This window comes from Kitasatospora sp. NPDC101183 (assembly GCF_044767945.1).
GTDB lineage: Bacteria > Actinomycetota > Actinomycetes > Streptomycetales > Streptomycetaceae > Kitasatospora.
On record NZ_JBIWOW010000011.1, the window covers coordinates 241,961 to 268,012 of the forward strand.

The following is a 26,052-nucleotide window of genomic DNA, read 5'->3' on the forward strand; positions in this document are numbered from 1 at the left end:
GTGGAATTCTCCGCCGTCCCCGCCCGCGCGGCACCCCTCGGCCGCCGTACGGCCGAGGGGTGCCGCCATCGCGTGACTCAGCGCACCACGGGGAGGTCCAGCGTGCTGCCGTGCCCGATCAGGTAGCTCGCGTTGCCGTCGGCCGGGAGCAGCTCGAAGGAGTCGGGGTTGGCGGCGGCGACGGTCAGCCGGATGCGGTCGCCCGCCCGGAACAGCGCCGCGGTCGGCTGCAGGTCGAGGGTGACGCACTCGGCGCGGCCCTGCGGCAGCGGGCGGGCGTCCCCGGAGGCGTACGTGCGCGGGGTGCGCAGCTGCCGCCAGTCCGGGTTGTCCTGCGCCACGGCCCTGTCCTCCAGCGCGAGTTGGCCCTCCGTCAGATAGGTGACCTTCCCGTCCGGGGCGACGTGCTCCAGGTAGACGTGCAGGGCGCCGCGCGCCGATCCGGCGAGGCCGGTCACGTCGAGGGTGACGCGGCCGTTCCCGGCGATCCGCGTGTCGGCGGTGAGCGGCGCGGTGGTGTAGCTGAGGAGCTTGGCGTCGACGGCGGCGCGGTCGGGGTAACTGACCGGCCCGCCGGAGAGGTTGGTGTTCCAGCGGTCGAGCGGGCCGGTCCCGGCGGTCCGGTCGAGCCGCAGCAGGTCGGTGCCCGTGTCGCCCCCGGGCCGCTGCCGGGCGAGGACGCCGCCCGCGCCGAACTGGAGCCGCTGGGTGCGGGTGCCGGGAAGCGGCCAGCGCGATGTGGTGCGCCAGACGCCCTCGTTGAAGGTGTAGTAGTGCAACTGCCGCTTGCCACCAGGCTGTTCGCCGTCGCGGACGTACCGGTCGAAGAACGCGTAGACGCGCTGGTTGAGTTCGGCCCGCTCCTGGTCGGTGAGGCGGCGTTCGGGCTGGAACGGCTCGGCGAGGCGGGAGGCGCCGTGGTTCCACGGGCCGATCCAGGCCTCCTGGGTGTTGTCGAGGGCGGTGAACTGGGAGAGCACGCCGTTGGCGGTGCCCGCGTCCAGCCAGCCGCTGACGGTGAGCACGGGCACCCCGCCGTCCGAGACGGCCTCGGTGCGCTCGCCGACGCTGCCGGAGGTCCAGTTCTTGGGGCCGTCCTGGTAGTCCCGGTAGCTGCCCGCGTGCGCCATCTCGACGAGGTTGGCGTTGCCGACGTGCTCCGCGCGCGCGGCGGCGAGCAGGGCGGGGCCGTCCGGGCCGTCGACCGGGCGGGGCGTGGCGCCGGTCAGGCCCGCCTCCGCACACAGCGCCCGGGTCTCGGCGCTGGTGTCGCAGGTGGTGCCGCCGCGGCCGTCGAGGATGGTGAGCAGCAGGGCGTACGGGGCCACGCGCGGCTGGATCTCGACGCCGCCGGGGCGTACGAGGTCCTCGTACGGGTCGAAGTCGTAGGAGATCGGCGCGGCGGCGGCGATGTGGTGGTTGCCGAGGGAGGTGGCGAGCATCGCGGTGTCGCCGCCGTAGGAGACGCCGGTGGTGCCGATCCGGCCGTTGGACCAGGGCTGGGCGGCGATCCAGTCGCTGAGCGGGCCGCTGTCGGCGGTGACCTGCTCGCCGAGTTCGGCGCTCAGGGTGCCGAAGGAGGCGCCGGTGCCGCGCAGGTCGGCGACGACGTAGGCGTATCCGCGGGCGTTCCAGGCCTCGGCGGAGCCGTTGACGCCCTCGTCGGGGGTGCCGGGGAAGACCCGGGCGCGCCAGTAGCGCTGGGTGACCAGGACGGTGGGCAGGTTGGCGCCGGGCCTGGTCCCCTCCGGGAGGAAGACGTCCACGGCGAGGCGGACGCCGTCGGGCATGGCCACGTAGCGTGACTGGCGGTGCGGCGCGGCGGCTCCCCGGTCGGCGGCGGCCGCAGGAACGGCGGCGAGGCCGAGGAGGGTGGCGGCGGCGACCAACGCCGCCAGCGGGCGGCGCACCGGACGGCGCAGCGGGCGGTTCAAAGGTTGAACGGTTTGCTCGGAAGATCGCGATGACTGATCGCTGGAACGGCTCATACGACGACCCGGCCTCTCTCGTCACACACACGGAGTTTCGGGCTCGTCCCCCACCGCGCATGAGACCACGCCCACCGGGTCGGGCGCCAGGGCACGAAAAGACCCCCTAGACGGCCGCCGCGCCGCCGAACTCCCGCACCGCGTCGTCCACGATCGCCTCCAGCCGGGCGTGGTGCGCCCCGCGCCAGTACGCCTGCCCGCACTCGACGCACTGGGCGAAGGCGTCGTAGGAGCGCTCGGTGCCGTCGTGCAGCTGCTCGCGCACGGCCGTCTTGCTGGCGGGCCGCAGCTCGCCGTTGCAGGCCGTGCACCGGCTCCAGGGCGCGAGCGGGGGCGCGAAGCGCGAGAGCACGTCGCGCAGTTGCTCGGCGGGGCGGTGGCTGTACACGTACGCGCCGGCCCACAGCTCGCGGCGGCGCAGCAGCCCCCGGTCCCGGGAGAGCATCACGCGCTGCTCGGCGGCCGAGCGGGCGGCGAGTGCGGCGTCGCCGATGTCGGGGTTCTCGTAGGCGGCGTCGATGCCGAGCAGGCGCATCCGGCGGGCGAGGGTGCCGAGGTGGACGTCGAGCAGGAAGCGCGGCGGGGCGGCGGTGGCGGGCTGCGGCCGGGCGACGGCCCGGACGGTGATCTCCTCGGCGTCGGACGGGATGTGCGAGTCGGGCACCGGGCGTCCGCCGACGAGCAGCTCGCCGACCTCGGTGAGCGGCACGCCGAGCGACTCGACGACGTGGCCGAGCGTGGAGGCGCCGTCGGTGCGCAGCGCGGAACGGCCGCCACGGCGGGGCGAGGAGACGAAGAGGTGCAGCTCGGGGGCGAATTCGAGCCAGATCTGAGGTCGGTCCACACGGCCAGCATGCCAGGGCCCGCCGGGCGGTGGCCAGCGGTTTCCGGCCAGGCCGGGCGCGGGGTGAGGCGCCGTCACCGGCCGGGCGGGGCGGCCGGGCGGTGACGGCGCCCCGGTGTCACAGCGTGAGCAGGACGGCGAGCAGCCGGTCGATCTCCTCGGGGGTGTTGTAGACGTGCAGGCTGACCCGCACCGAGCTCTCGCTCTCCCCCGCCCGGCCCTGGCAGTGGCCGTCGGCGCGCACCATCAGGCCGTGGCTGGCGAGGACGAAGCCGAGGTCGTTGGAGCTGATCCGGCGGTGACGGAAGGTGACGATGCCCTCGCGCCGCTGGACGGCGGAGTCGGGGGCGAGGCTCTCCTGGCAGCCCAGGACCTCGTACGCCTCGGCGCCGTACAGCCCGTCGGTGAGGCGGGCGGCGAGGGCGGTGGCCCAGCGCCGGATGCGGTCCGGGCCCGCGGCGTCGAGCCAGTCCAGGGCGGCCTCCAGGCTGGCGATGCCGCAGGTGTTGGGGGTGCCGGACCAGCCGCCGGGGCGGAACCCGGGGCCCCGGGCGTTGCGGGCCCAGACGGCGCCGGTGCCGGGCAGGGCCATCGCCTTGTGCCCGGAGAAGACCAGGAAGTCGACGTCGAGGGCGCCGAGGTCCACGGGCAGGTGGCCGACGCTCTGCGCCGCGTCCAGGCAGATCGGCACCCGGGGGCCGACGGCGGCGCGCAGGCGGTGGACGTTCATGTCGGCGCCGTACACGTGGTGCACGTGGGTGGCGGCGAGGAAGGCCGTGCGCTCGGTGACGAGGTCGGCCAGGGCGGCCGGGTCGTAGTCGTGCGAGGCGGCCTCGTACGGCAGTTCGCGCACCGTGATCCGCACGCCGCGCTGGGCGAGCAGGTCGCGGGCCTCCAGCCAGGGCAGGGCGTTGGCCTGGTGGTCGGCGAACGGGACGACGATCTCGTCCCCGTCGCGCAGGTGGTGGGGCAGCCAGTCCCGGGCGACGGCGCGCAGGCCCTCGGTCGCGCCGCTGGTGAAGTGGACGCCGGAGCGCTCCAGCGGCGCCGGGTCGCCGAGGAAGCGGGCGACCCTGGCGCGGGTGCGCTCGACCAGGGCGGTGGTGGCGTTGGCCCAGGTGTAGGTGCCGCGACCGGCGTTGGCGTTGGCGGTGGTGAGGTAACGCTGGACGGTGTCGAGCACCGCGCGCGGCTTCTGGGAGGTGGCCGCGCTGTCGAGGTAGGCCAGGTCGGGGCTGCCGGTGACGATCGGGAACTGGGCGCGCAACTCCCGCTGCCAGTCCTGGAGTTCGTCGAGGTCGTGGACGGTACATCGTTCTTCGTGCATGGTCATGGCCGCCTCCGCTCAGTCCCGGACCAGGGGTGCGCCGGCGTCGCGCCAGCCGATGACGCCGCCCGCGAGGCTGCGCACGTCCCGGTGTCCCATCCGGGTGAGCAGCGCCGCGTACCGGACGGACTTCTCGCCGACCGGGCAGGCCAGCAGCACGGGCCGGCCGGCGCCGAACGGGAGGCCGCCGCGCAGGAGTTCGTCGAAGAGCTCGTCGACGATGTTGATCGAGCCCTCGATGTGCAGCGCCGCGTAGGCGAAGGAACCGCGCAGGTCGACGACCAGCGGGCGCTCCTCGGCGATCCACGTACGGGCGGCCTCGACGTCCAGGGACGTGGCGGCGTCGAGCTCGGCCGCCGTCAGCGAGGCCAGGGAGTCGGCCCGCGCGGGCTGGTTGAGCAGCTCGGGGCGGCGCTGGCGAACGTAGCTCAGATAGCTCTCCACCCTGTCGCAGACGATGAAGACGGCCGTCCTGCGCTCGCCGCTCTCCTCCACCTGCTCGTCCAACTGCTCGTCCACCGGGCGCAGATGGCGCAGCGCCCCGAAGAAGGCGCCGCCGCCGGTGGGGCCGGCCAACAGACCGCAGCGGCGGATCAGGGTGAGCATGCCGTCGATGGCCTCGTCGGCGGTGACGGACTCGATGACGTCGTAGGTGGCGGGGTCGAACAGGCCGACCTCGTGCACCTCGTCGATGGTGCGGATGCCGGGGATGAAGTCGGACTTGTGGGCGACCAGGCCGACCACCTCGATCCCGGGGTCCTGCCCGCGCAGCACGGAGGCCACGCCGGTGGAGGAGCCGGCGGTGCCGACGCAGGCGATGAAGTGGTCCGGGGCGCGGCCGTCGAGGTCGCGCAGGATCTCCGGGCCGGTGCCGGTGAGGTGCGCCTCGACGTTGAGCGGGCTGTAGTACTGGTCGGTGTGCAGGTACCCGGAGTCCGCCTCGGAGAGCATCCGGTGGATGCGGGTGAGCGGGTCGTCGGTGTCGGTCGGGTCGAGGCACTCGGTGCGGCCGGGCAGTTCCTCGATCTCGGCGCCGAGGAGGAGCAGCAGTTCCTTGACCTCGGGGACCTTCATCCGGTTGGTGACGCTCTTGAACGGCAGTCCGTGCATGCCGGCGATGGCGGCGAGGGCCTTGGCGGTGTTGCCGCTGGACAGTTCGACGATGGTGTCGCCGCGTTCGACGGCCGCCGGGAGCGCGTCGCGGGTCATGGCCCAGGCGGCGCGGTCCTTGACCGAGCCGAACGGGTTGAGCATCTCCAGCTTGGCGTACAGGTCGATGTGTCGCAGACCGGTCACCGCCGGGTCGATCCGGACCAGCGGGGTGTCGCCGATCGCGTCCGTGATGCTGTCGTACCTCATGCGCGTCTCTCCCCCGCTCCCGCCGCGACCGCGTCGGCGTCCGTATCGGTGTCCGTGCCGGTGCCGGCGTCCGTGTCCGTGTCCGTGCCGGTGCCGATGTCCGTGCCGTCGGGCGCCGTCGCGTCGATGGGCCAGTACTGCTCGTCGAGGCGCCAGTGCCAGGCGCCGTCCTGCCGCCAGGCGGCGACCTTGCGCGCGACGGGCTGCTGGAGGGCCCGGTCGGCGCTGAAGTCCATGAAGTACCCGGCGGTGTTGGCGAAGGCCAACAGGTCACCGGGGGCCGGGAGTCGGGGCAGGAAGACCTTCCGCCGGGTGATCAGGTCGGCCTCCAGGCAGAGGTTGCCGATCAGGTAGACCCCGGTCGGGCCCTCGGTTGCCACGGGCACGGCGGGCGCGCCGGGCCCGGGGACGAGCAGCGGGTCCATCAGGACGCCGTGCTCCTCGAGGCTGACGTCGCGGGCGTTCATCTCCAGGCGCACCAGGTACTCGCCGTCCGGGGTGCGGCGCACCTCCAGGACCTTGGCGAGGGCCGCGCCGCACTGGTCGGCCAGAGCCCGGCCGGGCTCCACGGCCAGGTCGTAGAGGCTCTCCAGCAGCAGGGTGGCGAGCGGGCGCCCGAGCGAGGGGGCCGGGGAGGAGAGCAGCGCGTCCAGGTAGGCGTCGGCGGCGAGCGGGCGGTGCGCCGGGTAGAGGCCGAGGGCGCCGCGCAGGGTGCCGGCCTCGTTGCGCAGCCCGTAGCCGTGGCCCTGCCAGGTGAGCGGGGGGCGGCTGCCGAGCACGGCGTTGGTGAGTTCGGTGGTGTACCGCTCCCACTGGGCGCCGTCCGCGAGGTAGTCGACGCCGAAGCCGCCGCCGATGTCGATCGTGCGGGGCGCGAAGCCCCGGCGGTGGCACTCGTTCATCGCCTTGATGCAGCCTTCGAGGGCGACGGCCTTCTCGGGCAGGTCGATGGTGTCCAGGTGGTAGGCCAGGCCGGTGAGTTCGACGGCGCCCCGGTGGCGCTCCAGGGCGTCGAGCAGGGTGTCGAGCTCGGCGGCGTCCGTGCCGAAGCGGCTCGGACGGCTGAGCCGGGTGACGCCCGGCGCCCGGAAGCCGGAGAGCCGGGGCATGACGCGCACCCGGGGCAGGGCGTTCTTGCGCACCAGCTCGGCCAGTTCCTCGAGTTCGCCCCGGGAGTCGAGGCCGACGGTGACGCCGGTGCGGGCCGCGAGCCAGAGGAACTCGCGGTTCTTGGGGCCGGTGGCGATGATCCGGTCGGGGGTGAAGCCGTCCCCGAGGACGTGCTGGAGTTCGGCGAGGGAGGCGACGTCGAGCCCGGCCCCGGTGGCGGCGAGGCGGCGCACGAGCGCGCGGGAGCGGTTCGCCTTGTGGGCGAAGTGGATGGGGCCGGTGAGGTGGTGCTTGCGGTAGACGGCGCGGAAGCGGGCGAGGTTGTCCGCGAGTTGTTCCGGCAGGAGCACGTTCAGGGGTGACCCGAGCGCGTCGACCAGCGGGTGCAGGAAGTCGCCCGCTTCCAGGAGGGTTCGGAGCCGGGGCTCCAGCCGTGGTTCGAGAAAGAGCGGTGATGACCGCATGGCGAAAACAGCTCCCCGTCATCGGAAATCGGCATGAAGGGGTACGGCAGCCACCGACAGGCTGCCCCTTGTCGGCCGTCGTCCCCGGTCGTCCGCGCGCCGAACCGCCGGCGCGCGGGAGGTCGGACACCGCGCGCGGAAGTCACCGCGTGGGGCGTCGGCCACCGAGGGAAACGGTAACTGTTTTCAGTTTCAAGCGACAGGATTTTCTGTCACGCCATCGCAAAGACTGTGCCAATGCGGAGAGTTGACGTCCAGTTACCCCTGCTTGACGGTGCGTCAGTTCGTTGTCAGCGCAGGGCCACCAGCACTGCGCTCGTGCCGTACTGCCACACCGGCCCGGCCTGGCGGAAGCCCGCCCGCAGCAGCAGGTCCGCGTGCCGGGCGGCCGACAGCCCGTTGCCGTCGCCCTCGCTCGGCGGCAGCTGCCGCTCGCGGGCCGCGAGCAGTTCGGCGAACTCGGGGATGCGGGCGGCGGCGTCCCACCACTGCGACCAGTCCTCGGAGTTCGCGCCGCCCCGGCGCTGGGAGCAGCGTCGCTCGACGGCGAGGGCGAGTTCGGCCAGCGACGGCTCCTCGGGGACGAGGTGGTCGGCGTTGACCAGGACGGCGCCGGGGCGCATCACGCCCGCGAGGTCGCGGTAGATCTCCAGCAGGGTCTCCGGCGGCGGGTAGTGCAGCGCGGTGGAGGAGACCACGGCGTCCAGCGGACGGTCCAGCGCGAGCGCGTCGAGCCAGCCCGGCCGCCCGATCAGCGTCTCGACCCAGCGGGTGACCTGGGGCCGCAGGGCCTTGCCGAGGCCGAGCAGCAGCGGGTCGATGTCGACGGCGACCACCTCGGCGTGCGGCAGCCGCGCGGCGACCCGCGCGGACAGCGAGCCGGGCCCGCTGCCGAGGTCGGCCACGAGCGGGCGCTCGCGGTCCCCGGCGATCTGCTCGACCACGTCGGCGACGACGGTGAAGCGCTCCTCGCGCTCGACCGCGTACCGCTCCTGCTGGCGTTCCCAGCGCTCGATCCAGGTCTCGGCCAGGGCCGCATCGACTGGCATGTCCACTCCCGCCGTGTTCGCGCGCATCTTCGAGAGCTCCGCTCGTTGCCAGTGTTTGTCATGTCCACCCCGAGCCGCAATGGGGCACAAGGAGGAAGACCCGAGCGTAATGATATCCGTTTTCAATTAGCTTGGCACGCCGGACCCCTGTCGCCCCCTCAGGAGTGCCCCTTGCAGGTGTCGAGGACGGCCTGCCGGCGGGTCTGCCAGACCGACCTGTCGGTCACGCGGATCATGCCGTCGTCCAGGTAGGCGTGGGCGCGGTCCAGCGCCGCGACCAGGTCGGCGTTGTGGGCCTGGCGCCTGGCGTCGGCGAGGTCGGAGGAGAGGCCCCTGACGGCGTCGGCCTCCGTGAAGTCGTGGAAGACGCCCGCCGTCGGGTGCTCGTTGTCGAAGGCCGTCAGGCGGCCCGTCGCGAGCCGGCAGGCCTTGGTGTCCACCGAGCGCCAGGGGCCCGAGTCCTGCACGTGCAGGTAGACCGGGACGCCGATCCCGGCGACCAGCAGCACCACCGAGCCCGCGGCCGCCAGCGTCACCCGGCGGCGGGCCCTGCGCCGGGCCGCGCGCTCGCGCAGCTCGTCGAGTGTCGCCAGCGCGCCCCGGGCGGGCCTCGCGGCGGCGGCGGGCCAGCCCGTCGCCGCCGTCCCCGAAGAAGCCGAAGGGGAGGACGGGGCGGTCAGCATCGCCAACGCCTGGGCGGGCGAGGGCCGCCCGGCCGGGTCCTTGTGCAGCAGCGCGGGCAGCAGCCGGTCCAGCGGCCACCCGGCGCGCACCGGCGGCGGCCCCTCGGTCAGTACCGCCGTGAGCGAGGCCTCGGCCGAGCCCCGCCGGAACGGGGAGTAGCCCTCGACGGCCTGGAACAGCGTCGCGCCCACCGAGAACAGGTCGCTCGCGGGCAGCCCGACCTGGCCCCGCAGGCGCTCGGGGGCCGCGTACTCCGAAGCCGCGAACCCCGGAGCCGCGTACTCCGGCGGCCGGTGCTCCGCGCCGAAGCCCGTGAGCAGCACCTGCCAGTCCGAGGCGACCAGTACGGCGGCCGGGTTCACCCCGCCGTGAGCGAGGCCCTCCCGGTGCACGGCGCCCAGCGCGGTGAGCAGGCACCGGGCGAGGTGGACGGCGCGGTCGGCGGGCAACGGGCCGTACCGGTCGAGGAGTTCCTCCAGGGAGCAGCCGTCGACCAGCGGCATGACGGCCCACGGCCGGCCCTCGTCGACCAGCACCTCCTGCACGGCGAGGATGTTCGGGTGGCCGCGCAGCCCGGCCGCCTGCCGGCCCTCCTCCGCGAGCCGGAGCTCCTTGACGGCCACGTCCACCCGGAGCCGCTCGTCGCGGGCCCGCCACACCCGGCCGAACCCGCCCGACCCGAGGCGGGCGATCAGCCGGTACCTCCCGCCGACCACCTGCCCCGACTGCACCTCACGCGCCACCACTGCCCGACTCCCCTGTCCGCCGACGGTCAAGAGCAGAGCGTAGCCGTACCGTTCGGCCCCGGCCGGTCGGGGTGGCGGTCCGTCAGCTCGCGAACCAGCGCCCGATCGCCTGCCGCAGGCCGTCCCGGTCGGCTTCCGCGTCGGTGCTCGGCGAGGCGCCCGCCCAGGCGACGTAGCCGTCCGGGCGGATCAGCAGCCCGGTGAGGCCCTCCGGGCCGCCCTCGGCGAGGACGGGCTCCACGGCCTCGCGCTCGGCGCCCTCCAACGCGGCCACCAGGCTCCCGTCCTCCGTCAGGTCGATGAGCAACGGCCGTGCCCCGCGCGCGAGTTCGGCGATCCTGACCTTCCCCGCGGCGGTGCCCAGCTCCAGGTCCGGCGCGAAGCGGCCGACGGCCGGGTGGGGGTCGGCCACGCCCATCTCGTAGCGCACGTCCGTACCGGCGGTGAGGTCGGCGAGGTGCCGGACGACCTCCTTCTGGGCGAGCAGTTCGCCGAACAGCTCGCGCAGGGCGGTGATGTCGCTGCCCGGGGCCGTGAGGGCGGACTGCGCCTCGGAGTTGAGCACCATGCGGCGGGCGGCCTGGCGGCGCTCGGTGTCGTAGCTGTCGAGCAGCCCGGGCGGGGCGGTGTCGCGCAGGGCGGCGGCGAGCTTCCAGCCGAGGTTGGCGGCGTCCTGGAGGCCGAGGTTGAGGCCGGGGCCGCCGCCGGCGGTATAGACGTGGGCGGCGTCGCCGATCAGGAACACCCGGCCCTCGCGGAAGCGGTCGGCGACCCGGGTGTTGCCGCCGTCGAGCCGGCGCAGCACGTGCGGGCCCTCCCCCGGCGGCGGGCCGAGCGGCAGGTCGACGCCGAGGACGCGGCGCACGCTCGCCTCCATCTCGGCCAGGCTCATCGGCTCCTCGGTCGCGGGCTGGTCCCATTCGGTGGTGCTGATCAGCGGCGGGTGGCCCGGCAGCGGCGCGTACGTGAAGCCGCCCGCCTCGGTGCGCCGGGGCAGGAAGGGCAGGATGGGCCCGTGGCCGGGGACGACGAGGGCGCCGTTCGCCGGGTCGATCCAGTCGGCGGGGACGGTGGCGTGGACGGTGCGGTTGGTGCGGCGGTCGTAGCTGACGCCGGGGAACCCGATGCCGCTGTGCTTGCGGATCAGGCTGCGCGCGCCGTCCGCGCCGACCACGTAGCGGGCGCGCAGCCGCCGGGCGGCGTCGGGGCCGGTGACGTCGAGGGTCACCGCCTCCTCGTCCTGGGAGACGCCGTCCACCCGGTACCCGCGCCGCAGGTCGACGCCGAGTTCGAGGGCGCGCTGCTCAAGGACCTGGACGATGCGCAGCTGCGGGACGGGCAGGGCGTGGATCGGGCTGTCGTCCAGCAGGGCGAGGTTGAGGCCCATGGCCGCGAACATGAAGTAGGCGGAGTTCGCCTTCGGGGGCTCCGCGCTGCCGCTGAGCGGCTCGTACAGGCCGCGGTGGTCGGCCAGGCGCACCACCTGGCCGAGGAGGCCGTTGGCCTTGGGTTCGGTGCTGGGCTCGTCGAGCTGCTCCAGGACGATCGGGCGCACGCCCGCCAGGCTCAGTTCGCAGGCGAGCATGAGGCCGTTGGGCCCACCTCCCACGATGATCACATTCTCGATATCTGTCGCGCTCATGTCATATCTCCTCGCTGCAAGCGGTACGGACCATGGCACTCGTCGATTCGCTACGGAACGGGCAGACCGGCGGCGAGCCGCTCGAAGACCTCGGCCAGGACGGCGCCCAGTGGCGCGGACGACCCGTCCGCGCGCAGGCTGCGCTCGACGGCCACCCCGGTGCCGGCCGCGACGACGGCCGCGACCAGGTGCGGGTGGAGGTCGCGCTCGAGGTCCGTGCCGGTGCGCCGGGCGACGGCCGCGGCCAGCTCCTGCTGGGCGGCGGCGTTGGCCTTGACCAGCTCCCCGGCCAGCGCCGGTTCGGCCAGCATCAGCCGCACGCCCTCGCGCCAGCGCCCGTCCTGCGGCGCGGGCTCGCCGGGTGGCGCGAAGCGCCCCAGGACGGCGTGGCGCAGCGCGTCCCAGAGCGGCTCGTCGGCCGGGCGCTCCAGCAGGTCGGCGGCGACGAGGCGCATCCGCTCCTCGTGCCGGGAGGCGATCGCCTCGGCCTTGCCCGCGAAGTAGTTGCGGAAGGTGCGGACGGAGACGTTCGCCTCGGCCGCGATCCGGTCGACCGTCACCGCGTCCCAGCCGTGCAGGACGCAGAGCCTGATCGCCGCCAGGCTCAGGGCGGCCCGGGTCTCCTGCTTCTTGCGCTCGCGGAGTCCGGGCTGTTCTGGCTGTTCGAGCCGTCCGGGCTGTTCGGGCCGCTCGGCGGTCGTACGGGTCTCGTCTGCGGGTGCCATGGGAGCAGCGTAGGGCAAAACTTGCCGCCACGGCAATGTTTCCGTGGCGGCAAGTTTTAGGAACCGTCAGCGGATGTCGTGGTCCGGGTGCGCCTCGTCGTAGACGTGCCGCGCCTCGGCGATGACGGCGCGGTGGGCGAGGGACCAGTCGGCGAGGGCCTTCACCAGGTGGGTGAGGCCCGCGCCCGTCCCGGTGAGGCGGTAGTCGACCTGGGCCGGGACGGTCGGGTAGACGGTGCGCAGCACCAGCCCGTCGCGTTCGAGGCGGCGGACGGTGAGGGTCAGCATCCGCTGGGAGATGCCCTCGACGGCGCGCTGGAGCTCCCTGAACCTCCGTGGCCCGCTTGCCAGTTCGACGATGACGAGGACGGACCACTTGTCGCCGATGCGGTCCAGCACGTCCCGGATGCCGCAGTCCGGGTGGTCCTGACGGCCGCAGGGGTCGAGGGCGGCGGGGGTGGTTACCCCGGTGTGCGTGGGTGACACGGAACTGCCTCCTTGTGGCCGCCGGACGGTCGGTCGAGGATCAAGCCTAGTTACCGAAGAGAACCACGGAAGGCGTGATCCCCATGAGCCCCATGATCCTGGTGACCGGAACCGGCGGGCACCTCGGCTCGGCCACCCTCGCGGCGCTGCGGTCCGCCGGCACCCCCGCGACGGGCGGCAGCCGCACCCCCGGCGAGGGCGGGCGGCGCCTCGACTTCGACGATCCCGCGAGCCTCGACCTCACCGGGGTCTCCACCCTGGTGCTGGTCTCCGCCGGCGTCGGCGAGGACGACCAGGTCATCGCACGGCACGCGGCGGTCCTGGACGCCGCCGTACGGGACGGCGTCGGCCACCTCGTCTACACGAGCCTCACCACCGCCGGGGACCATCTCGCCTTCGCCCTCGCCCACCGCGCCACCGAACGGCTCGTCCGGGCGAGCGGCCTGCCCTGGACGATCCTGCGCAACGGCCTGTACGCCGAACTGTTCGGCGGCCTGCTGACCTGGGCGGGCGAGGCCCTGGAGTCCCCGTTCGGCGAGGGCGCCCTGGCGGCCGTGGCCCGTGCGGACCTCGCCGAGGCCGCGGCCGCCGTCGCCACCGACCCGGGCCCGCACGCCGGACGGGTCTACGACCTGGTCGGCGCGCCCGTCACGGCGGGCCAGGTCGCCGCCCGTCTCGGAGTCCCCCACCGCACCATCGGCCTGGCCGAGCACCGCCGCCGCCTCGCGCAGGCCCCCGGCCTGCTGCCCTTCCAGCCCCCGATGGCCGCCTCCATCGCCACCGCCGTCCGCCACGGCTTCCTCGCCGCCCCCGCCCCGGACCTGGCGGCCCTCCTGGGCCGCCCGGCCCGGGACCCGCTGCCCCTCGCCGTCGCGGCGGCCGCCGCGAACCGGCCCTGAGCCCCGGGCCCCCGGGGTCGGAGCCCTCGGAGCCCTCGGAGCCCTCGGAGCATCACGCGGTCAGAGCCTTCAGAGCCTTCAGAGCATCACGAGCAGCTTCGTCCCGGGGACCAGCTTCCGGTTGACGGAGGTCGACTGGACGAACACGGTGTACGCCGGGTTCTCCCCCGGCTTCACCGACGCCTCCGCGTTCGGCAGCCCGAGGAGCCGGCGAGCCGCCGGGCCGGAGAACACCCGGCCCGTCATCCGGCCCGTCTTCGGGTCCTTCTCCGCCACGGCGAGCTGCTTGGTGCCCTGGATCTTCTCCCGCTTGGACAGCTCGTAGAAGGCGCAGCCGGTCGTGTAGGCGTGCCCGGAGCTGGTGACGAACTCGCGGATCGGCAGCTGCTCGTCGACCGGCAGCAGGATGTACTTGCCGCCGGCCAGGGCGTCCAGGTTGGCCGTCACGTCGGCGGTGCTGAGGTCCTGGCCCATCGCGAACAGGTTCCTGGTGCCGCGCACGCCCTGTTCGCGGCCGCGCAGGAAGCTGGTCGCGGCCGACTTGACCGTGCCGATGGCCTCCTCCACGCCCTGGCTGGAGTCCGCGTCCCAGATCGCGATGTTGCCCGCCGGGAAGCCGTACTCCTGCGCGGTGCGCTTGGCGAGCGAGTTCGGGACGAGGATCGCCGACGTCCAGTGGTCGGGCAGCTCGTCCATCGCGTTCTGGATCCGGCCCAGCCACTTCTTCAGCACGGCGGAGCCCCGGCCGGCGCTCATCCGGGTGTGCATCTCGCCGGTCTCCGAGCAGCCGGAGGCGTTCTCCTCGCCGTCGGTGACGACGACCTGGAGGAAGGAGTGCTCCCCGTAGCCCTCCCAGATGTTCTTCAGGTCGTCGACGGACTTCACGGCCGCCTCGATCAGCGCCGTCGCCCCGCTGTCGACCTTGTAGAGGCCGTGCAGCGACGGCAGGTGCTTGACGTCCATGTCCCACACCAGGTTCTGCACCTGGTGGTCGAACGCGTAGAGGCTGATCCGCGTCTCGTGCCCGAGCCGGTCCGACTCCTCCTGGAGCCCCTTCACGAACTCGTCCACCACCCGCACGAGTTGCCCCTCGTGCGGACCCATCGAGCCCGACTTGTCGACCACGAGCGACACGTGGTTGACCTTGTGCTTGATCCGGTTCGCAGCCATGGCCCGCCCCTTTCCCGACGCCTCTCGGCGCCCCCTCCGACGTGCTTCCCACCCTACGAACCAGCACTGACACCCCCTCCTCCCGCGAACCCGGCCTGCGGCGGGGCAGGCCTGCGGGGGGCAGAGCAGGTCGGACGGGCGGGGGCCGGCCGAAGCCGCGGGCCCGGCCTCCGCGGGGGTGGCGGCCGGGCCTGCGGGGCATTGAGGGTGGCGGCGGCCGCGGGCCCGGCCTCCGGGGGGGAGGAGGCCGGGCCTGCGACGCTCCGAGGGTGGGGTCGGCGGGTGGAGGAGTGGTCGCGAGCCGGTGGGGCGAAGGCCGCAGGCCCGGCCCTCGGGGAGAGGGGGCCGGGCCTGCGGGGTTCGGGGGGCGGGGCGGTCAGTAGGAGGCGAAGTGGTCCGGGGCGGGCTGGGGGGTCGGGACGGTGCGCGGGGGCTCCGTCGGGGTGTGGGTGGGGCGCAGGGGCCACCAGAGGGAGCGGCCGAGGAGGGCGGCGACGGCCGGGACGGTGGCGAGGGAGAGGACGAGGGCGGAGAGCAGGATGCCGACGGTCAGGGCGAAGGCCATCTGCTCGGTGCCCGGGGTGGCCACCAGCGAGGCGAAGGAGCCCGCCAGGACGATGCCCGCCGCCGTGATGGCCGGGGCGGTGTGCTGGACGGCGCGGGCCACGGCGGCGCGGGCCGGGCCGGGGCGGCCCATCTCCTCCCGCAGGCGGTCGGTGATGAGGATGTTGTAGTCGGTGCCCAGCGCGACGACGAACAGGAACAGCACCAGCGGCAGCGTGAAGGTGACGCCGGGCCGGTCCAGCCCGTGCTGGAAGACCATCGTGGCGGCGCCGAGGGTCGCGGCGAAGCCGAGGCCGACGGCGATCATCAGCACGAGCGGGGCGAGCAGGCTGCGCAGGAGCAGCAGCAGGATCAGCGCGATCAGGCCGGCCGCGACCGGGAAGACCACGGCCAGGTCGTGGTCCACCGCGTCGGCGACGTCCGCGAAGATCGCCGCGATCCCGCCGACGTGGCCGCTGGTCCCCGCGGGGGCGTTGGCCGCGACGGCGGCCCGGACGGGGCCGGAGGCGAGGGCGCGCGCCTTGTCGCTCTGCGGGTCGACGTTCAGGTAGAGGTCGATCCGGGCCGCCCGGTGGTCCTGGCTGATCACGGTCGGGGCGACCTGCCCGACGCCCTCGACCTTGCCCAGGGCCTTTGCGAGCCCGTCGAAGCGCCCGGCGTCGAGGGCGGCGCCGTCCTTGGCGGTGAGGTAGACGCTGGTCGGGTCGGAGATGCCCGCCGGCATGGCCCGGGCGATCTCGGCGGCGGTGGCGGCGGCGGCCGTCTTCTTGTCGTCGCCCAGGCTGTAGTCCATCTTCATGCCGACCGTCCCGGCGGCCAGCGCGCCCAGCAGGGCGACGGAGGCGGCCAGCACCATCAGCGGACGGCGGGCGACGAATCGGCCGTACCGGGCGGCGACGCCCTCGCGGGGCGTGTGCCGCAGGGTGCGGGAGGGCCAGAACATCTTGCGGCCGCAGGCGGCGAGCAGGGCGGGCATCAGGGTGAGGCTGGCCAGCAGCATGACCAGGACGGCGAGCGCGATGGCCGGGCCCATGGACCGGAACTGGCCGAAGCTGGCGACGCCCAGGGTGGCGAAGGCGGCGACGATGGTCAGCGCGGCCGAGGTGATCGCGGTGCCGACCCGGCCGGAGACCTCGGCGGCGGCCGTCCGGGCGGGCTGGTCGGGGTGCGAGCGCAGGTGCTCGCGGAAGCGGAAGAGCAGGAACAGCAGGTAGTCGATGCCGATGCCGAGCAGCACGGTGGTGATCAGCGTCGGAGTGCCGGCGTCCAGCTTGAGGCCGGCGAGGTCGGCCGCGGCGGCCACCACGCCCGAGGCCGCGATCCCGACGAAGGAGACGGCGAGCAGCGGCAGCAGGGCCGCGAGCACGCTGCGGAAGACCAGCACGTTGAGCAGCACGATCAGGCCCATGATCAGCGCGCCGCCGATCTTCGCGGCCGTCTCGTGGTCCTTGACGGTGTCGTTGAGCTGGGCGAGGGAGCCGGTGAACCCGGTGCGCATCCCCGTCTCGGCGAACTCGGTGCGGGCGCTGTCGCGGAAGGCCCGGTAGACGCCCTGGACGCCCTCCTCCTGCGGGTTGCCGGTCAGTTCGACGGTGAGCAGCTCGAAGCTGCGGTCCGGCGCCATCGCGGCGGGCGCGATCTTGGGCGTCTGGGAGCGGTCGTTGGTCATGAAGTCGGGCTCGTCGTGGTTCCGGGGCATCACGACCCGGCGCTTGGCGAGCTTCGCCGCCACGTCCTCGATCTGGTGCTGGTCGGCGGCGCCGAGCTTGGCCCCGTCCGTACGGGCGACCAGCACGGTGACGGTGACGGCGTCCGACCGCACCCCGAAGTTCTCCTCGGCGATGCGCATCGCGACGGCCGAGTCGTAGCTCTTCGGCAGGAAGTCCCCGGTCTGGGACTGCGTCACCCGGGGCAGCAGCATCGGGGCGACGACGCTCATCCCCACGGCCACCACGACCCAGACGATGATGACCTTCCAGGCGTGTCTCGTGGAGAATCCGGTCAGTGCGCGGATCACGTTGTCCTCCGGCTCAGCGACGCTTGCGTCGGCTTCGGCGCCGGGGGTTCCCGGCCTGTATCCAGACCATCAGGGGAATCGGCGCCGGGCGTCCGAGTCGCGGACGATCCGCAGCGGGGTCCTGGCTCCCCCGGCGGGCCCCCACCTGGGAGCGTGGTCCTGGTCCGCCCTCCCCGTTCCTCGCCCCTGGGGACGAGCCCCGCGCCTGCCGGCCGATGCGAGAATGGCCAGGTCAGCACGGATGACCCGGGAGGAAACAGATGGACGGACGTCGGGGCCAGGGGCGCGGGGCACCGCTCTGGAGCCAGGCCGACGCCCTGGTGGTCGTCGTCGCCACGGCGCTGGACCTGCTCGCCCGGGTGCTCGTCGGCCAGGTCGTGGAGGGGCACCAGGTGACGGTGCTGAGCTTCCTCCTCGTCGCCGTGTCCGGCCTGCCGCTGCTCGCCCGGCGCACCCACCCCCTGACGGCGCTGGCCGGCGTCCTGGTCCTCCAGGCCGCGACCGACCTGTCCGGGCCGGTGACCGTCCACTTCGGCGCGGTGCTCGTCATCGCGCTGTACTCCGTCAGCAGCACCTGCACGCTCCCGGTGACGGCGGCGGCCACACTCGTCACGGCGGTGGTCACGGCGCTGAACCAGAGCCACTACCACCCGACGTCCGTGGCCGACTCGCTCGCCTCGCTCATCTCCGCCGTCATGGTCAGCAGCGCGGGCCTGGCCGTCGCCCGCTGGCAGCGCGAGGTCGCGGCCAACCGCCGGCTGCTCGCCGACCGCGCGGTGGCGGAGGAACGGCGGCGCATCGCACGGGAGTTGCACGACATCGTGGCGCACCACATCACCACCATGCAGCTGATGGCCGGCGGCGCCCGGGCCAACCTCGCCCGGCCGGAGGTCGTCCGGGACTCCCTCGTCACCCTGGAGTCCTCGGGGCGGCTGGCGCTGCGCGAGATGCGCCAGCTGCTGACCGTCCTGCGGGCCGACGACGAGACGGAGGCGGCCCCGCCCGCGCCGCAGCCCGGGGCGGAGGACGTCCAGCAGTTGGTGGACGAGTCCTGCCTGGCCGGGCTGCCCACCGAGCTCACCGTGGACGGGCCCCGGCGCCCGCTGCCGCCGACCGTCGGGCTGACGGTGTACCGGATCGTCCAGGAGGGCCTGACCAACGCCCGCAAGTACGCGGGCCCCGCCCGGGCCGCCGTCCGCCTGGAGTACGGGCCGGACAGCGTCACCGTGGAGGTGCGCGACGACGGCGGGGGCGCGCCCCCGCCGGAGAAGACGGGCCCGGCGGGCTACGGCCTGGTGGGCATGCGCGAACGCGTCGCCCTGCACGGCGGCACCCTGGAGGCCGGGCCCCGGCCGGGCGGCGGGTTCGCGGTGCTGGCCGAACTGCCGCTCAGCTCCGACGAGTCGGCCGAGGCGGCCGTGCAGTCCGGGTCCACGCAGAGCGGCTCCGCGCACTCCGGGCCCGCGCAGAGCGGGTCCGTCCAGAACAGTTCCGTACGCGGCGAGGAGACGGCCCGATGACCGGCGAGGCCCCGATCAGTGTGCTCATCGTGGACGACCAGCCGCTGGTGCGGCGCGGCCTGTCCCTGATCCTCTCCCCCGACCCGGCCTTCGAGGTGGTCGGCGAGGCCGAGGACGGCGAGCGGGCCGTGGCCGCCGCCCTGCGGCTGCGCCCGGACGTCGTGGTGATGGACATCCGGATGCCCGTCCTGGACGGCGTCGGCGCGACGGAGGAGCTGGCCCGCGTCCTGCCCGAGTGCCGGGTGCTGGCGCTCAGCACCTTCGACATGGACGAGTACGTGGTCTCCGCGCTGCGGGCGGGCGCGCACGGCTTCCTGCCCAAGGACGTCTCCCCGGAGGAGCTGGCCACGGCGATCCGGACGGTGCACGCCGGGGAGGCGGCCGTCGCCCCGCGCCTGCTCACCCGGCTGATCTCGGCGTACGTCCGCGCGCCCGCCCCCGCCGCCGCGCCGACGGCCCCGGTGGTGGTGGCCGGGGCCGAGCTGACGCCCCGGGAGGTCGAGGTGTGGCGGCTGATGGCGACCGGCCTGGACAACGCGGCGATCGCGCTGGCCATGGAGATCAGCCAGTCGACGGTGAAGAACCACATCACCAGCCTCTTCGGCAAGCTCGACGTCCGGGACCGCGCCCAGGCCGTCATCGCCGCCTACGAGACCGGCCTGGTCACCGCCCGCACGCCGGACTGACCCGCCCCTACCCGGCGCAGCCCTCCGGCGCCTCCGCAGGGCCGCCGTAGGGGCGGGAGGGGTTCCACAGCCGGTCCGCCTCGCCGCGCGCGAGGTGCTCCTCGTAGATGCGCACCTTCTCCCGCACCACCGCCAGGGTCTCCTCCAACTCCTCGATCTGGCCCCGCACATGGCTCTCGTGGCGACGCAGCACCTCCAGCCGCTCCGCCTCGTTGCCCGGCCCCCGGCGGGCCAGGTCGATGTACTCGCGGATCTGCGCCAGCGACATGCCCGAGGAGCGCAGCCGCACGCAGACCGCCAGCCACTCCAGGTCCTCCTCGTGGTAGACCCGGCGGCCGCTGGGCAGGCGCCGTACGGGGTTGGCGAACAGCCCCTCCCGCTCGTAGAACCGCAGCGCGTGGACGCTCAGGCCGCTGCGCTGCGCGACCTCGCCGATGCTCAGGTCCACGGACCCTCCCCCGTGTCGACTGTTGATCTAGACCCGACTCTAGGACCTAGCGTCGGGCCATCGGTTCATCGCATCGGGCCGGTCAGTCACATCACCATCCGATCAGCAGGAGTGACCATGGGCGTTTGGTTCATCACCGGGGCCTCGCGCGGCCTCGGCGCGGAGATCACCCGCGAGGCGCTGGAGCGCGGGCACGCCGTGATCGCCACGGCGCGCGACGCCTCCGCCGTCCTCGCCGCGCACCCCGAGCGACCCGAGGGCCTCCTGGCGGTGAGCGCGGACGTGACCTCCCCCGAGCAGCTCGCGAAGGCGGTCGCGGCCGGGCTGGAGCGGTTCGGCCGGATCGACGTCGTGGTCAACAACGCCGGGTACGGCATCGTCGGCGCCGTCGAGGAGACCTCGGACGAGGAGGCCCGCGCCCTCTTCGACGTCAACGTGTTCGGTGTCCTCAACACCCTGCGCGCGACCCTGCCGACGCTGCGCGCCCAGCGCTCCGGACACGTCCTCACCATCGGCTCGGTCGGCGGCTTCGCCACCGCGCCCGCGGTGGGCGTGTACGGCGCCTCGAAGTTCGCCCTCGAAGGCGTCAGCGAGGCGCTGCACGCCGAACTCGCCCCGGTCGGGGTCCGCGTCACGATCGTCGAACCGGGCGGCTTCCGCACGGACTTCCTGAGCGCCCCCAGCATCCGCACCCTGCCCGCCGCCATCCCCGACTACGCCGAGGGCACGAGCGCCGTCCGCGCCTCCATGGCGCACTTCGACGGCCGCCAGCCGGGCGACCCGGCGAAGGCCGCCAGGGCGATCGTCGACGTCACCGAGGCCGAGGAGCCGCCGCTGCGGCTCCAGTTGGGCGCGGACGCGATCGAGCGCGTCGAGGCGAAGCTGGACCGCGTCCGCGGCGAGCTCGACCGGTGGCGGCACGTCGCGCTCTCCACCTCCTTCTCCTGAGCCCGGCTGCTAGGGTCCGGACGGGTCGACGGACCGACGGACCGACGGGTCGACGGGTCGACAGGAAGGACGGGGCCGTGACCGGCACCGGGCAGGGCGGGCGCAGCGCGTACCAGGAGTTCACCCAGGGCCTGAACCTCCACTTCGACCTCGGCTGCCTGCTCGCCCTGCTGCCCGAGGCCCAACGGCCCGCCGCGCTGGACGAGTTGGTAGGGGTGGACCCGCTCCTCTTCCAGTACCACGTCGACCCGCCGCCGGTGGTCACCGCGAGCGCCGTCACCGAGGGGACGTACCGGGTCAGGTACGCGCTGGCGCGCACCGTCCACAGCGAGGCGGTGCAGCGGCGGCTCCTGGACCTCGACGACCCGGGGATCGACCGGGCGCTGGCCGGGAACCACCGGCGCGGGTACGAGACCGAGCGGCGCCTGCGGCTGCGCGACCCCGCCACCGTCGCCGCCGCGCCCGCGTACCGGTCGGACCACCACCGCCGGGCCCTGCTCTCCGGCGAGCCGGACCTCGTGGCGGCGGCGCTGCTCGACCGGCGCACCGCCCTCCACGGCGGGCAGAAGCCGGTGCGGCCCACCGAGTGGGCCGCCGCCTGGCGCACCGTCCGCCTCGCCGACGGCCCCGAGCGGGTCCGGCGCCTGGCGGCCACGCTCCCGGCGGGGGCCGAACTCGACGAGGCGACCCGGCTGGTGGTCGCGGCCTGCGCGGAGGCCGACCCCGAGCCGTACCTCACCAGCGCCGAGCAGCGGCTGCTCGGCGCCGGGGCGCTGCTCGCCCGGCTCCGGGAGGTACGGACACCGGAGGAGCGCCGGCTGCACCGGCGGGGCGGCTCCTCCCTCATGGAGCCGTACGCGCCGGACTGGGCCGTCATCCGCGCGGCCGGGCTGCTCGGGCAGGTGCCCAAGGTGATGCGCGGGGACCTCGCCGACCACCCCGACTGCCCCGCCGACACGGCCTGGGCCCTGCGCACCGGCCGCCCGGCCCCGCACGGGCTGCCGCCCCGGCAGCCCCCGCCGCCGCCCGAGCCGCGCCCGGTGCCGGGCCCCCGGCCGTACCACCGCCAACCGCTGGACCCGGGGCCGCTGGCCGCCCCGAGCCCGGCCGCCGTGCTGGACGTGACGCCGCTGGGCCGGGGCGTGACGACCGATCACCTGTTCTCCGCCGTCGAACTGGGGCTGCTCGACGCGGCGACGGCCGTGCGCCGGGCCCGGCCCGCCGTCTCCGTGGTCGTCTGCGCGGGGCAGACCTCCTCCTTCCACGCCCACGAGCAGGAGCCCGGCGGCGGCCGCGAGGCCGTGCACCGCGCGACCCTCGAACACGTGGCCACCACCCTGGGCTCCGCCCCGTCGCCCCCGGGCCTGTGGCGGGAGGTCCGCTCCCTGCTGCGCCCCTACCCCGGACCGCTGCCCGAACTGTTCGCCGAGGCCGCCCGCCGCCTGCGACGATGAGGCCCGCGCGGGCACGGACGGTTCGGCGCCCGCCGAACCGTCCGTACGCCATCATGGCCGCATGCCCCCACTCGCCCTCGCCGAAACGGCCGCCCTCCTCGCCGACCGCACCCGCGCCGCCTTCTGCCTGGCGCTGCTCGACGGCCGCGCCTGGACGGCGGGCGAGCTCGCCCGGCACGCGGGGGTGCGGCCCTCCACCGCCAGCGAGCACCTCTCCCGGCTCATCGCGGGCGGCCTGCTCACCGAGGAGCGCCAGGGCCGCCACCGCTACGTCCGCCTGGCGGGCCCGGAGGCGGCCACCCTGGTCGAGACGCTCTCCTCCTACTCCCCGCCCGCCCCGCGGCCCACCTCCCTGCGCGAGTCGACCCGCCTCACCGCCGAGGCCCGCGCCCGCACCTGCTACGACCACCTGGCCGGCCGCCTCGGCGTCGCCCTCGCCGACGCGATGATCGACCGCGGCCTGGTCGCCACCGACTCCGGCCTCGCCGTCACCCCCACCGGCCGCGCCTGGCTCGCCGACTCCCTCGCCTTCTCACCCCCCGCCCGCTCCCGCCGCCCCCTCGTCCGCTCCTGCCTCGACTGGACCGAACGCCGCCCCCACCTCGCCGGCGCCCTCGGCGCGGCCCTGCGCACCACCGCCCTCACCCGCGACTGGCTCCACCCCGTCGGCACCGGCCGCGCCCTCGCCCTCACCCCCGAGGGCACCCGCGCCTTCCGCGACCTCCTGGGCGTCGAACTCTGAGGACGCCGCCCCCTGTGGCCCGACGACGGGAGGCCCGTCCGGCCCGGCGGCGGCCTCCGACACCCCCCTCAGCCCGTTCGCTCCCCCGTCGCCAGGACGCCCCCGGCGGCGGCCTGCACCCACGGCTCGGCCCTCAGTCGCTGGAGCGCCAGCAACGCGCCGGCCTCGGCGTCCAGATCCGCACCGCCCGTCCACGCGGCGGCCTCCCTCGCGTCCGTGCACGGAAGCCCGGCCGACCTGGCGCGCAGCGCGAGCTCCAGGTGCAGCGCCTCCGTCGCCAGGAGCGCGTCCTCGCTCGACGGGGGGCCGACGGCGGCCTCGGCCATCGCCGGGGAGACGTAGCCGGCCAACTCCCACTGGGCGTCACGGATCTCGATCGTCCGCCGGTACAGCCTGCGCTCGACGCCCCGGAGGTCGAGCAGGTCCGCCCAGCGCGGGTGCACGGGGCCGAGGACGTGTCCGGGGGCGGCCCCGCCGAGCAGGACCCACAGCGGACGCAGGCGGTGGTAGCGGACGAGTCGGCGCAGGAACACGGTGGCGCGGTACGCGGCGGGGGCGAGCAGCCCGACGCCGAACAGGACCAGGGCGGACTCCAGCAGCAGGACCGGGACGGTCCCCGGGAGGCCGCCGGTCAGCGGGTACGGCAGGTCGAAGCCGTACGCGAGCAGGTACCAGCAGCGCACCACCACGTAGGCCAGACCCGCCAGGCAGCCGGCGACGACCATCCGCAGCGCGCCGCGGTGCAGCCGGGTGCCGACGGTGCGCACCCGCGGCCGGACGAGCAGGCCGGCGACCACCAGACCTGTGGCCAGGCAGGCCTGGTAGAGCAGTTGGTAGGCGACGACGAGCGGCGAGGAGGACTCCCAGCAGCCGAAGTCGGGGTGGTCGAGGGCGCGTGGCACCGGGACGAACAGCACGACCAGGCCCAACGCGCCGACGGCGAGCAGCAGTTGGGCCGTCCGCAGCCTGCGCCGGGCCGGGGCGGTCGCACCGGTCAGCGCGGCCGCCAGTTCCAGGACGGCGGCCACGGCCGCCACGCCCAGGAGGTGACCCGCCAGGATGGCGCCGTCGGGGACACCGGTGGCGGCGTCGAACGAGCGCCGGGTGGCGTACCCGGTGAGCGTCACGGCACCGCTGACGAACAGGAGCAGGAGTGCGGCCGGCCTGCGGCGCGGGGAGCGGGCGAACCGGGCTGCGAGCAGCAGGGCGGCGAACCAGAGGCCGGCCAGGATGGCGAGCCATACGGGGTCAGGCCCCGCCTGGGCCACCCCGGTGGGATCAGAACAGGTCATCGAGGTCTCCGAGGGGGCTGGGGTCGCGGCCGGGCCAGCCCGCGCGTTCGAGGATGAGCGCGGCCATCAGCTCGGCCTCCTCCTCCTGCGGGGTCGAGTAGCCGCCGCGGGCGAGGACACGTCCGACCACGGCGGGATCGAGCAGGGAGAACATCGGGGCGATCTCGGCGCCGCCGAGGCCGGTGTGCTCGCAGAGCATGTGGCCGAGTTCGTGGAGGACGATGTTCTGCCGGTGCAGGGCACTCGTCCCGTGCGCGTGGAAGACGTAGTCGACCGTCGGGGTCGCGATCCACAGTCCGCAGGGCCTGCCCGGCCCGGGCGGACCGGGCAGGGGCAGCAGGTGCAGCGGCCGACCCCTGTCCCGCGCCAGTTGCTCGCACAGGGCGTCGACGCTGAACGGGCGCGGGAGGTCCAGTCCTTCGAGCCGGGTGCGCAACCACCGCACACGCCGCCGCCCCAACCCCATGACGCCCCCCGATGCCGTCGCTCGTCAGGCTACCGACAACCACGGGGCCTTGTCGGCCGGTCCGGGGATCCGGCCGGACCGGCTACGCGGGCGGGGCAGCGGGGTCGTCGGGCAGCCCCTCCAGCGTGCGGGCGTGCTCGACCATGGCCTGGATCGCGGCGAGCCCCGAGGGCGAGAGACCGGACGCGCGCAGTGCGATGGTGCGCACCGGCGCGTCCCGCAGCGCGGCGAGGAGCTGGAGCTGTGCGTCGATCGCGGTGACGTCCTCGTCGAGGAAGTACGAGGCGGGGACGCCGAAGAACTTCGCGAGCCCTTCGAGGTGGCGCATGGTCGGGTTGTCGCGGACGCCCTTGCGCAGTTGCCAGACGTAGGTGTGGGAGATCGTCGTGCCGCTCTCGCGGATGGCGGTGGCGACCTCCTCGTAGGTGTACTCGTCCCGCCCGGCCGGGTGCACGGTGCGGAAGAGCCGGTCGAGCCGCTCGGCCAGCGACGTGGGACCTGACTGCTGCTCGGGCACGGTGCACCTCCATGACGTTCTCGCTGGTCAAGTCTAGTTGACGAGCGTCCGCTCCCGGGGGCAGTTGACAGGGCGTCGGTCGTCTATAAACTCAGATTTACGAGACGGGCCGAAGTCATCAACTGGCAACAGTTACAGGGGAGATGACAAGGCCCGTCTCGGTCCACGAGAACAGCCAACGGAGGAGATCAGCATGAGGAACGTCTTCAAGCCCGCACTGGCTCTCGCCGCCCTGGCCCTCGCCACGGCCACCAGCCTCGCCCCCGCGGCCTCCGCCGCCGAGCAGCGGCCGGCGGTGACGGCGGGCTCCGCCAACATCACCGGGGTCGGGAACGGCTCGGGGCTGATCCCGAGCCTCGACTCCGCCTGGGTGCACTTCCTGCCGAACTACGACTCCGGCCACCTGGTGGTCAACCGGGGCGACGACATCGCCGCCGTGTGCCGGGTCTGGTCGAACGGGGCGGCCTGGGACCTGGTCCTCGACCACAACAAGTCCTTCGCCGGGTACACCCTGGAGAGCTACCTGACCGTCCCGTCGACCACCGACTGCGGCGTCATCGGCACCCCCGGCACCGTCACCACCCAGACGTGGGTGCACCTGTACCCGCACGCCGACTGGGGCTACCTGGTCGCCAACCCCGGTGACACCGTGGCCCCCATCTGCAGCCTCTACAACACGGACACCGACGGCCGGGTGCACCTCTTCGACCTCGTCGTCGACCGCACCAACCAGATCGCCGGCTTCGCTTGGGACTCCGTGATCACCGCGCCCACGCCGGCGTCCTGCTGACCGGACCGACGAGTACGGGGTGCGCGGGAAGTCGGCCGGGCCGACATCCCCCCCCCCCCCCCCCCCCGTCGGGGCGGGTGGGCGGGCAGCCCCGCCCCCACCCCGACCCGCTCGT

Annotated in this window: 23 protein-coding genes; 7 read left to right on the top strand and 16 right to left on the bottom strand. The window is 74.5% G+C overall.

The features are described 5' to 3' along the window. Window positions 1-77 precede the first annotated feature (77 nt). The 10 genes from ACIRRS_RS17865 to ACIRRS_RS17910 form a co-directional block, all read right to left on the bottom strand. Entirely contained in the window at window positions 78-1,934 is a 1,857-nt protein-coding gene (locus ACIRRS_RS17865) for a CocE/NonD family hydrolase (RefSeq protein WP_402971591.1), read from the bottom strand. A 160-nt stretch (window positions 1,935-2,094) separates the two neighbouring features. Beyond that, window positions 2,095-2,832: a Mut7-C RNAse domain-containing protein gene (locus tag ACIRRS_RS17870; RefSeq protein ID WP_402971594.1), complete on the bottom strand. Its 738-nt coding sequence runs from the start codon at window positions 2,830-2,832 to the stop codon at window positions 2,095-2,097. Window positions 2,833-2,950: 118 nt separating this feature from the next. After that, window positions 2,951-4,165, bottom strand: coding sequence for an aminotransferase class V-fold PLP-dependent enzyme (locus ACIRRS_RS17875; protein WP_402971595.1), 1,215 nt, complete (start codon window positions 4,163-4,165; stop codon window positions 2,951-2,953). Window positions 4,166-4,177: 12 nt separating this feature from the next. Next, window positions 4,178-5,518: a pyridoxal-phosphate dependent enzyme gene (locus tag ACIRRS_RS17880; protein ID WP_402971598.1), complete on the bottom strand. Its 1,341-nt coding sequence runs from the start codon at window positions 5,516-5,518 to the stop codon at window positions 4,178-4,180. Further along, on the bottom strand, window positions 5,515-7,092 hold the full coding sequence (locus tag ACIRRS_RS17885; RefSeq protein WP_402971600.1) for a Y4yA family PLP-dependent enzyme: 1,578 nt from the start codon (window positions 7,090-7,092) through the stop codon (window positions 5,515-5,517). Before ACIRRS_RS17885 ends, ACIRRS_RS17880 begins: the two co-directional genes overlap by 4 nt. A 290-nt stretch (window positions 7,093-7,382) precedes the next feature. Next, a complete protein-coding gene (locus tag ACIRRS_RS17890) occupies window positions 7,383-8,141 on the bottom strand; it encodes a class I SAM-dependent methyltransferase (protein WP_402971603.1) in 759 nt (252 codons plus the stop codon). Window positions 8,142-8,299: 158 nt separating this feature from the next. Then, window positions 8,300-9,571, bottom strand: a complete 1,272-nt coding sequence (locus tag ACIRRS_RS17895; RefSeq protein WP_402971606.1) for a serine/threonine-protein kinase — start codon at window positions 9,569-9,571, stop codon at window positions 8,300-8,302. 82 nt (window positions 9,572-9,653) lie between these two features. Beyond that, the gene (locus tag ACIRRS_RS17900) at window positions 9,654-11,213 is read right to left on the bottom strand and encodes an FAD-dependent monooxygenase (RefSeq protein ID WP_402971609.1); all 1,560 of its coding nucleotides are present in this window, start codon (window positions 11,211-11,213) and stop codon (window positions 9,654-9,656) included. A gap of 50 nt (window positions 11,214-11,263) precedes the next feature. Beyond that, complete coding sequence (locus ACIRRS_RS17905) at window positions 11,264-11,938, bottom strand: TetR/AcrR family transcriptional regulator (RefSeq protein ID WP_402971612.1); 675 nt, start codon at window positions 11,936-11,938, stop codon at window positions 11,264-11,266. Window positions 11,939-12,004: 66 nt separating this feature from the next. Beyond that, window positions 12,005-12,424, bottom strand: a complete 420-nt coding sequence (locus ACIRRS_RS17910) for a winged helix-turn-helix transcriptional regulator (protein WP_402971615.1) — start codon at window positions 12,422-12,424, stop codon at window positions 12,005-12,007. A gap of 92 nt (window positions 12,425-12,516) precedes the next feature. Between ACIRRS_RS17910 and ACIRRS_RS17915 the strand changes: the two genes are divergently transcribed. Then, window positions 12,517-13,323 (top strand): NAD(P)H-binding protein, encoded by an 807-nt coding sequence (locus ACIRRS_RS17915; protein ID WP_402971653.1) that lies wholly within the window; start codon window positions 12,517-12,519, stop codon window positions 13,321-13,323. A gap of 78 nt (window positions 13,324-13,401) precedes the next feature. Here ACIRRS_RS17915 and ACIRRS_RS17920 read toward each other — a convergent pair whose 3' ends face one another. Next, window positions 13,402-14,493 (bottom strand): vWA domain-containing protein, encoded by a 1,092-nt coding sequence (locus ACIRRS_RS17920; RefSeq protein ID WP_402971618.1) that lies wholly within the window; start codon window positions 14,491-14,493, stop codon window positions 13,402-13,404. Between the two features lie 376 nt (window positions 14,494-14,869). Beyond that, window positions 14,870-17,074 (bottom strand): MMPL family transporter, encoded by a 2,205-nt coding sequence (locus ACIRRS_RS17925; RefSeq protein ID WP_402971620.1) that lies wholly within the window; start codon window positions 17,072-17,074, stop codon window positions 14,870-14,872. A gap of 260 nt (window positions 17,075-17,334) precedes the next feature. Here ACIRRS_RS17925 and ACIRRS_RS17930 point away from each other — a divergent pair, with 260 nt between their 5' ends. Then, a complete protein-coding gene (locus ACIRRS_RS17930) occupies window positions 17,335-18,594 on the top strand; it encodes a sensor histidine kinase (RefSeq protein ID WP_402971621.1) in 1,260 nt (419 codons plus the stop codon). Then, complete coding sequence (locus tag ACIRRS_RS17935) at window positions 18,591-19,280, top strand: response regulator (RefSeq protein ID WP_402971623.1); 690 nt, start codon at window positions 18,591-18,593, stop codon at window positions 19,278-19,280. The genes ACIRRS_RS17930 and ACIRRS_RS17935 overlap by 4 nt, the downstream gene beginning before the upstream one ends. A 7-nt stretch (window positions 19,281-19,287) precedes the next feature. Here the strand turns inward: ACIRRS_RS17935 and ACIRRS_RS17940 are convergent, their stop codons facing one another. Further along, a complete protein-coding gene (locus tag ACIRRS_RS17940; RefSeq protein WP_402971625.1) occupies window positions 19,288-19,728 on the bottom strand; it encodes a MerR family transcriptional regulator in 441 nt (146 codons plus the stop codon). 117 nt (window positions 19,729-19,845) lie between these two features. Here ACIRRS_RS17940 and ACIRRS_RS17945 point away from each other — a divergent pair, with 117 nt between their 5' ends. The 3 genes from ACIRRS_RS17945 to ACIRRS_RS17955 all read left to right on the top strand — a co-directional run bounded on the left by ACIRRS_RS17945 (window position 19,846) and on the right by ACIRRS_RS17955 (window position 22,872). Continuing rightward, entirely contained in the window at window positions 19,846-20,676 is an 831-nt protein-coding gene (locus ACIRRS_RS17945) for an oxidoreductase (RefSeq protein WP_402971626.1), read from the top strand. A 77-nt stretch (window positions 20,677-20,753) separates the two neighbouring features. Beyond that, window positions 20,754-22,130 carry a hypothetical protein gene (locus ACIRRS_RS17950; protein ID WP_402971628.1) on the top strand — a complete coding sequence of 459 codons (1,377 nt, stop codon included), beginning with the start codon at window positions 20,754-20,756 and terminating at the stop codon, window positions 22,128-22,130. Window positions 22,131-22,191: 61 nt separating this feature from the next. Continuing rightward, window positions 22,192-22,872 carry an ArsR/SmtB family transcription factor gene (locus tag ACIRRS_RS17955; RefSeq protein WP_402971630.1) on the top strand — a complete coding sequence of 227 codons (681 nt, stop codon included), beginning with the start codon at window positions 22,192-22,194 and terminating at the stop codon, window positions 22,870-22,872. Window positions 22,873-22,940: 68 nt separating this feature from the next. Here ACIRRS_RS17955 and ACIRRS_RS17960 read toward each other — a convergent pair whose 3' ends face one another. From ACIRRS_RS17960 to ACIRRS_RS17970, 3 genes are all read right to left on the bottom strand, one after another. Next, window positions 22,941-24,164 (bottom strand): MAB_1171c family putative transporter, encoded by a 1,224-nt coding sequence (locus ACIRRS_RS17960; protein WP_402971632.1) that lies wholly within the window; start codon window positions 24,162-24,164, stop codon window positions 22,941-22,943. Then, window positions 24,151-24,600 carry a hypothetical protein gene (locus ACIRRS_RS17965; RefSeq protein WP_402971634.1) on the bottom strand — a complete coding sequence of 150 codons (450 nt, stop codon included), beginning with the start codon at window positions 24,598-24,600 and terminating at the stop codon, window positions 24,151-24,153. Before ACIRRS_RS17965 ends, ACIRRS_RS17960 begins: the two co-directional genes overlap by 14 nt. A 112-nt stretch (window positions 24,601-24,712) precedes the next feature. Continuing rightward, window positions 24,713-25,147, bottom strand: a complete 435-nt coding sequence (locus tag ACIRRS_RS17970) for an XRE family transcriptional regulator (RefSeq protein WP_402971636.1) — start codon at window positions 25,145-25,147, stop codon at window positions 24,713-24,715. Between the two features lie 193 nt (window positions 25,148-25,340). On the opposite strand from ACIRRS_RS17970, the gene ACIRRS_RS17975 reads away from it, so the two are divergent. Beyond that, the gene (locus ACIRRS_RS17975) at window positions 25,341-25,937 is read left to right on the top strand and encodes a hypothetical protein (RefSeq protein WP_402971637.1); all 597 of its coding nucleotides are present in this window, start codon (window positions 25,341-25,343) and stop codon (window positions 25,935-25,937) included. Window positions 25,938-26,052 lie beyond the last annotated feature (115 nt).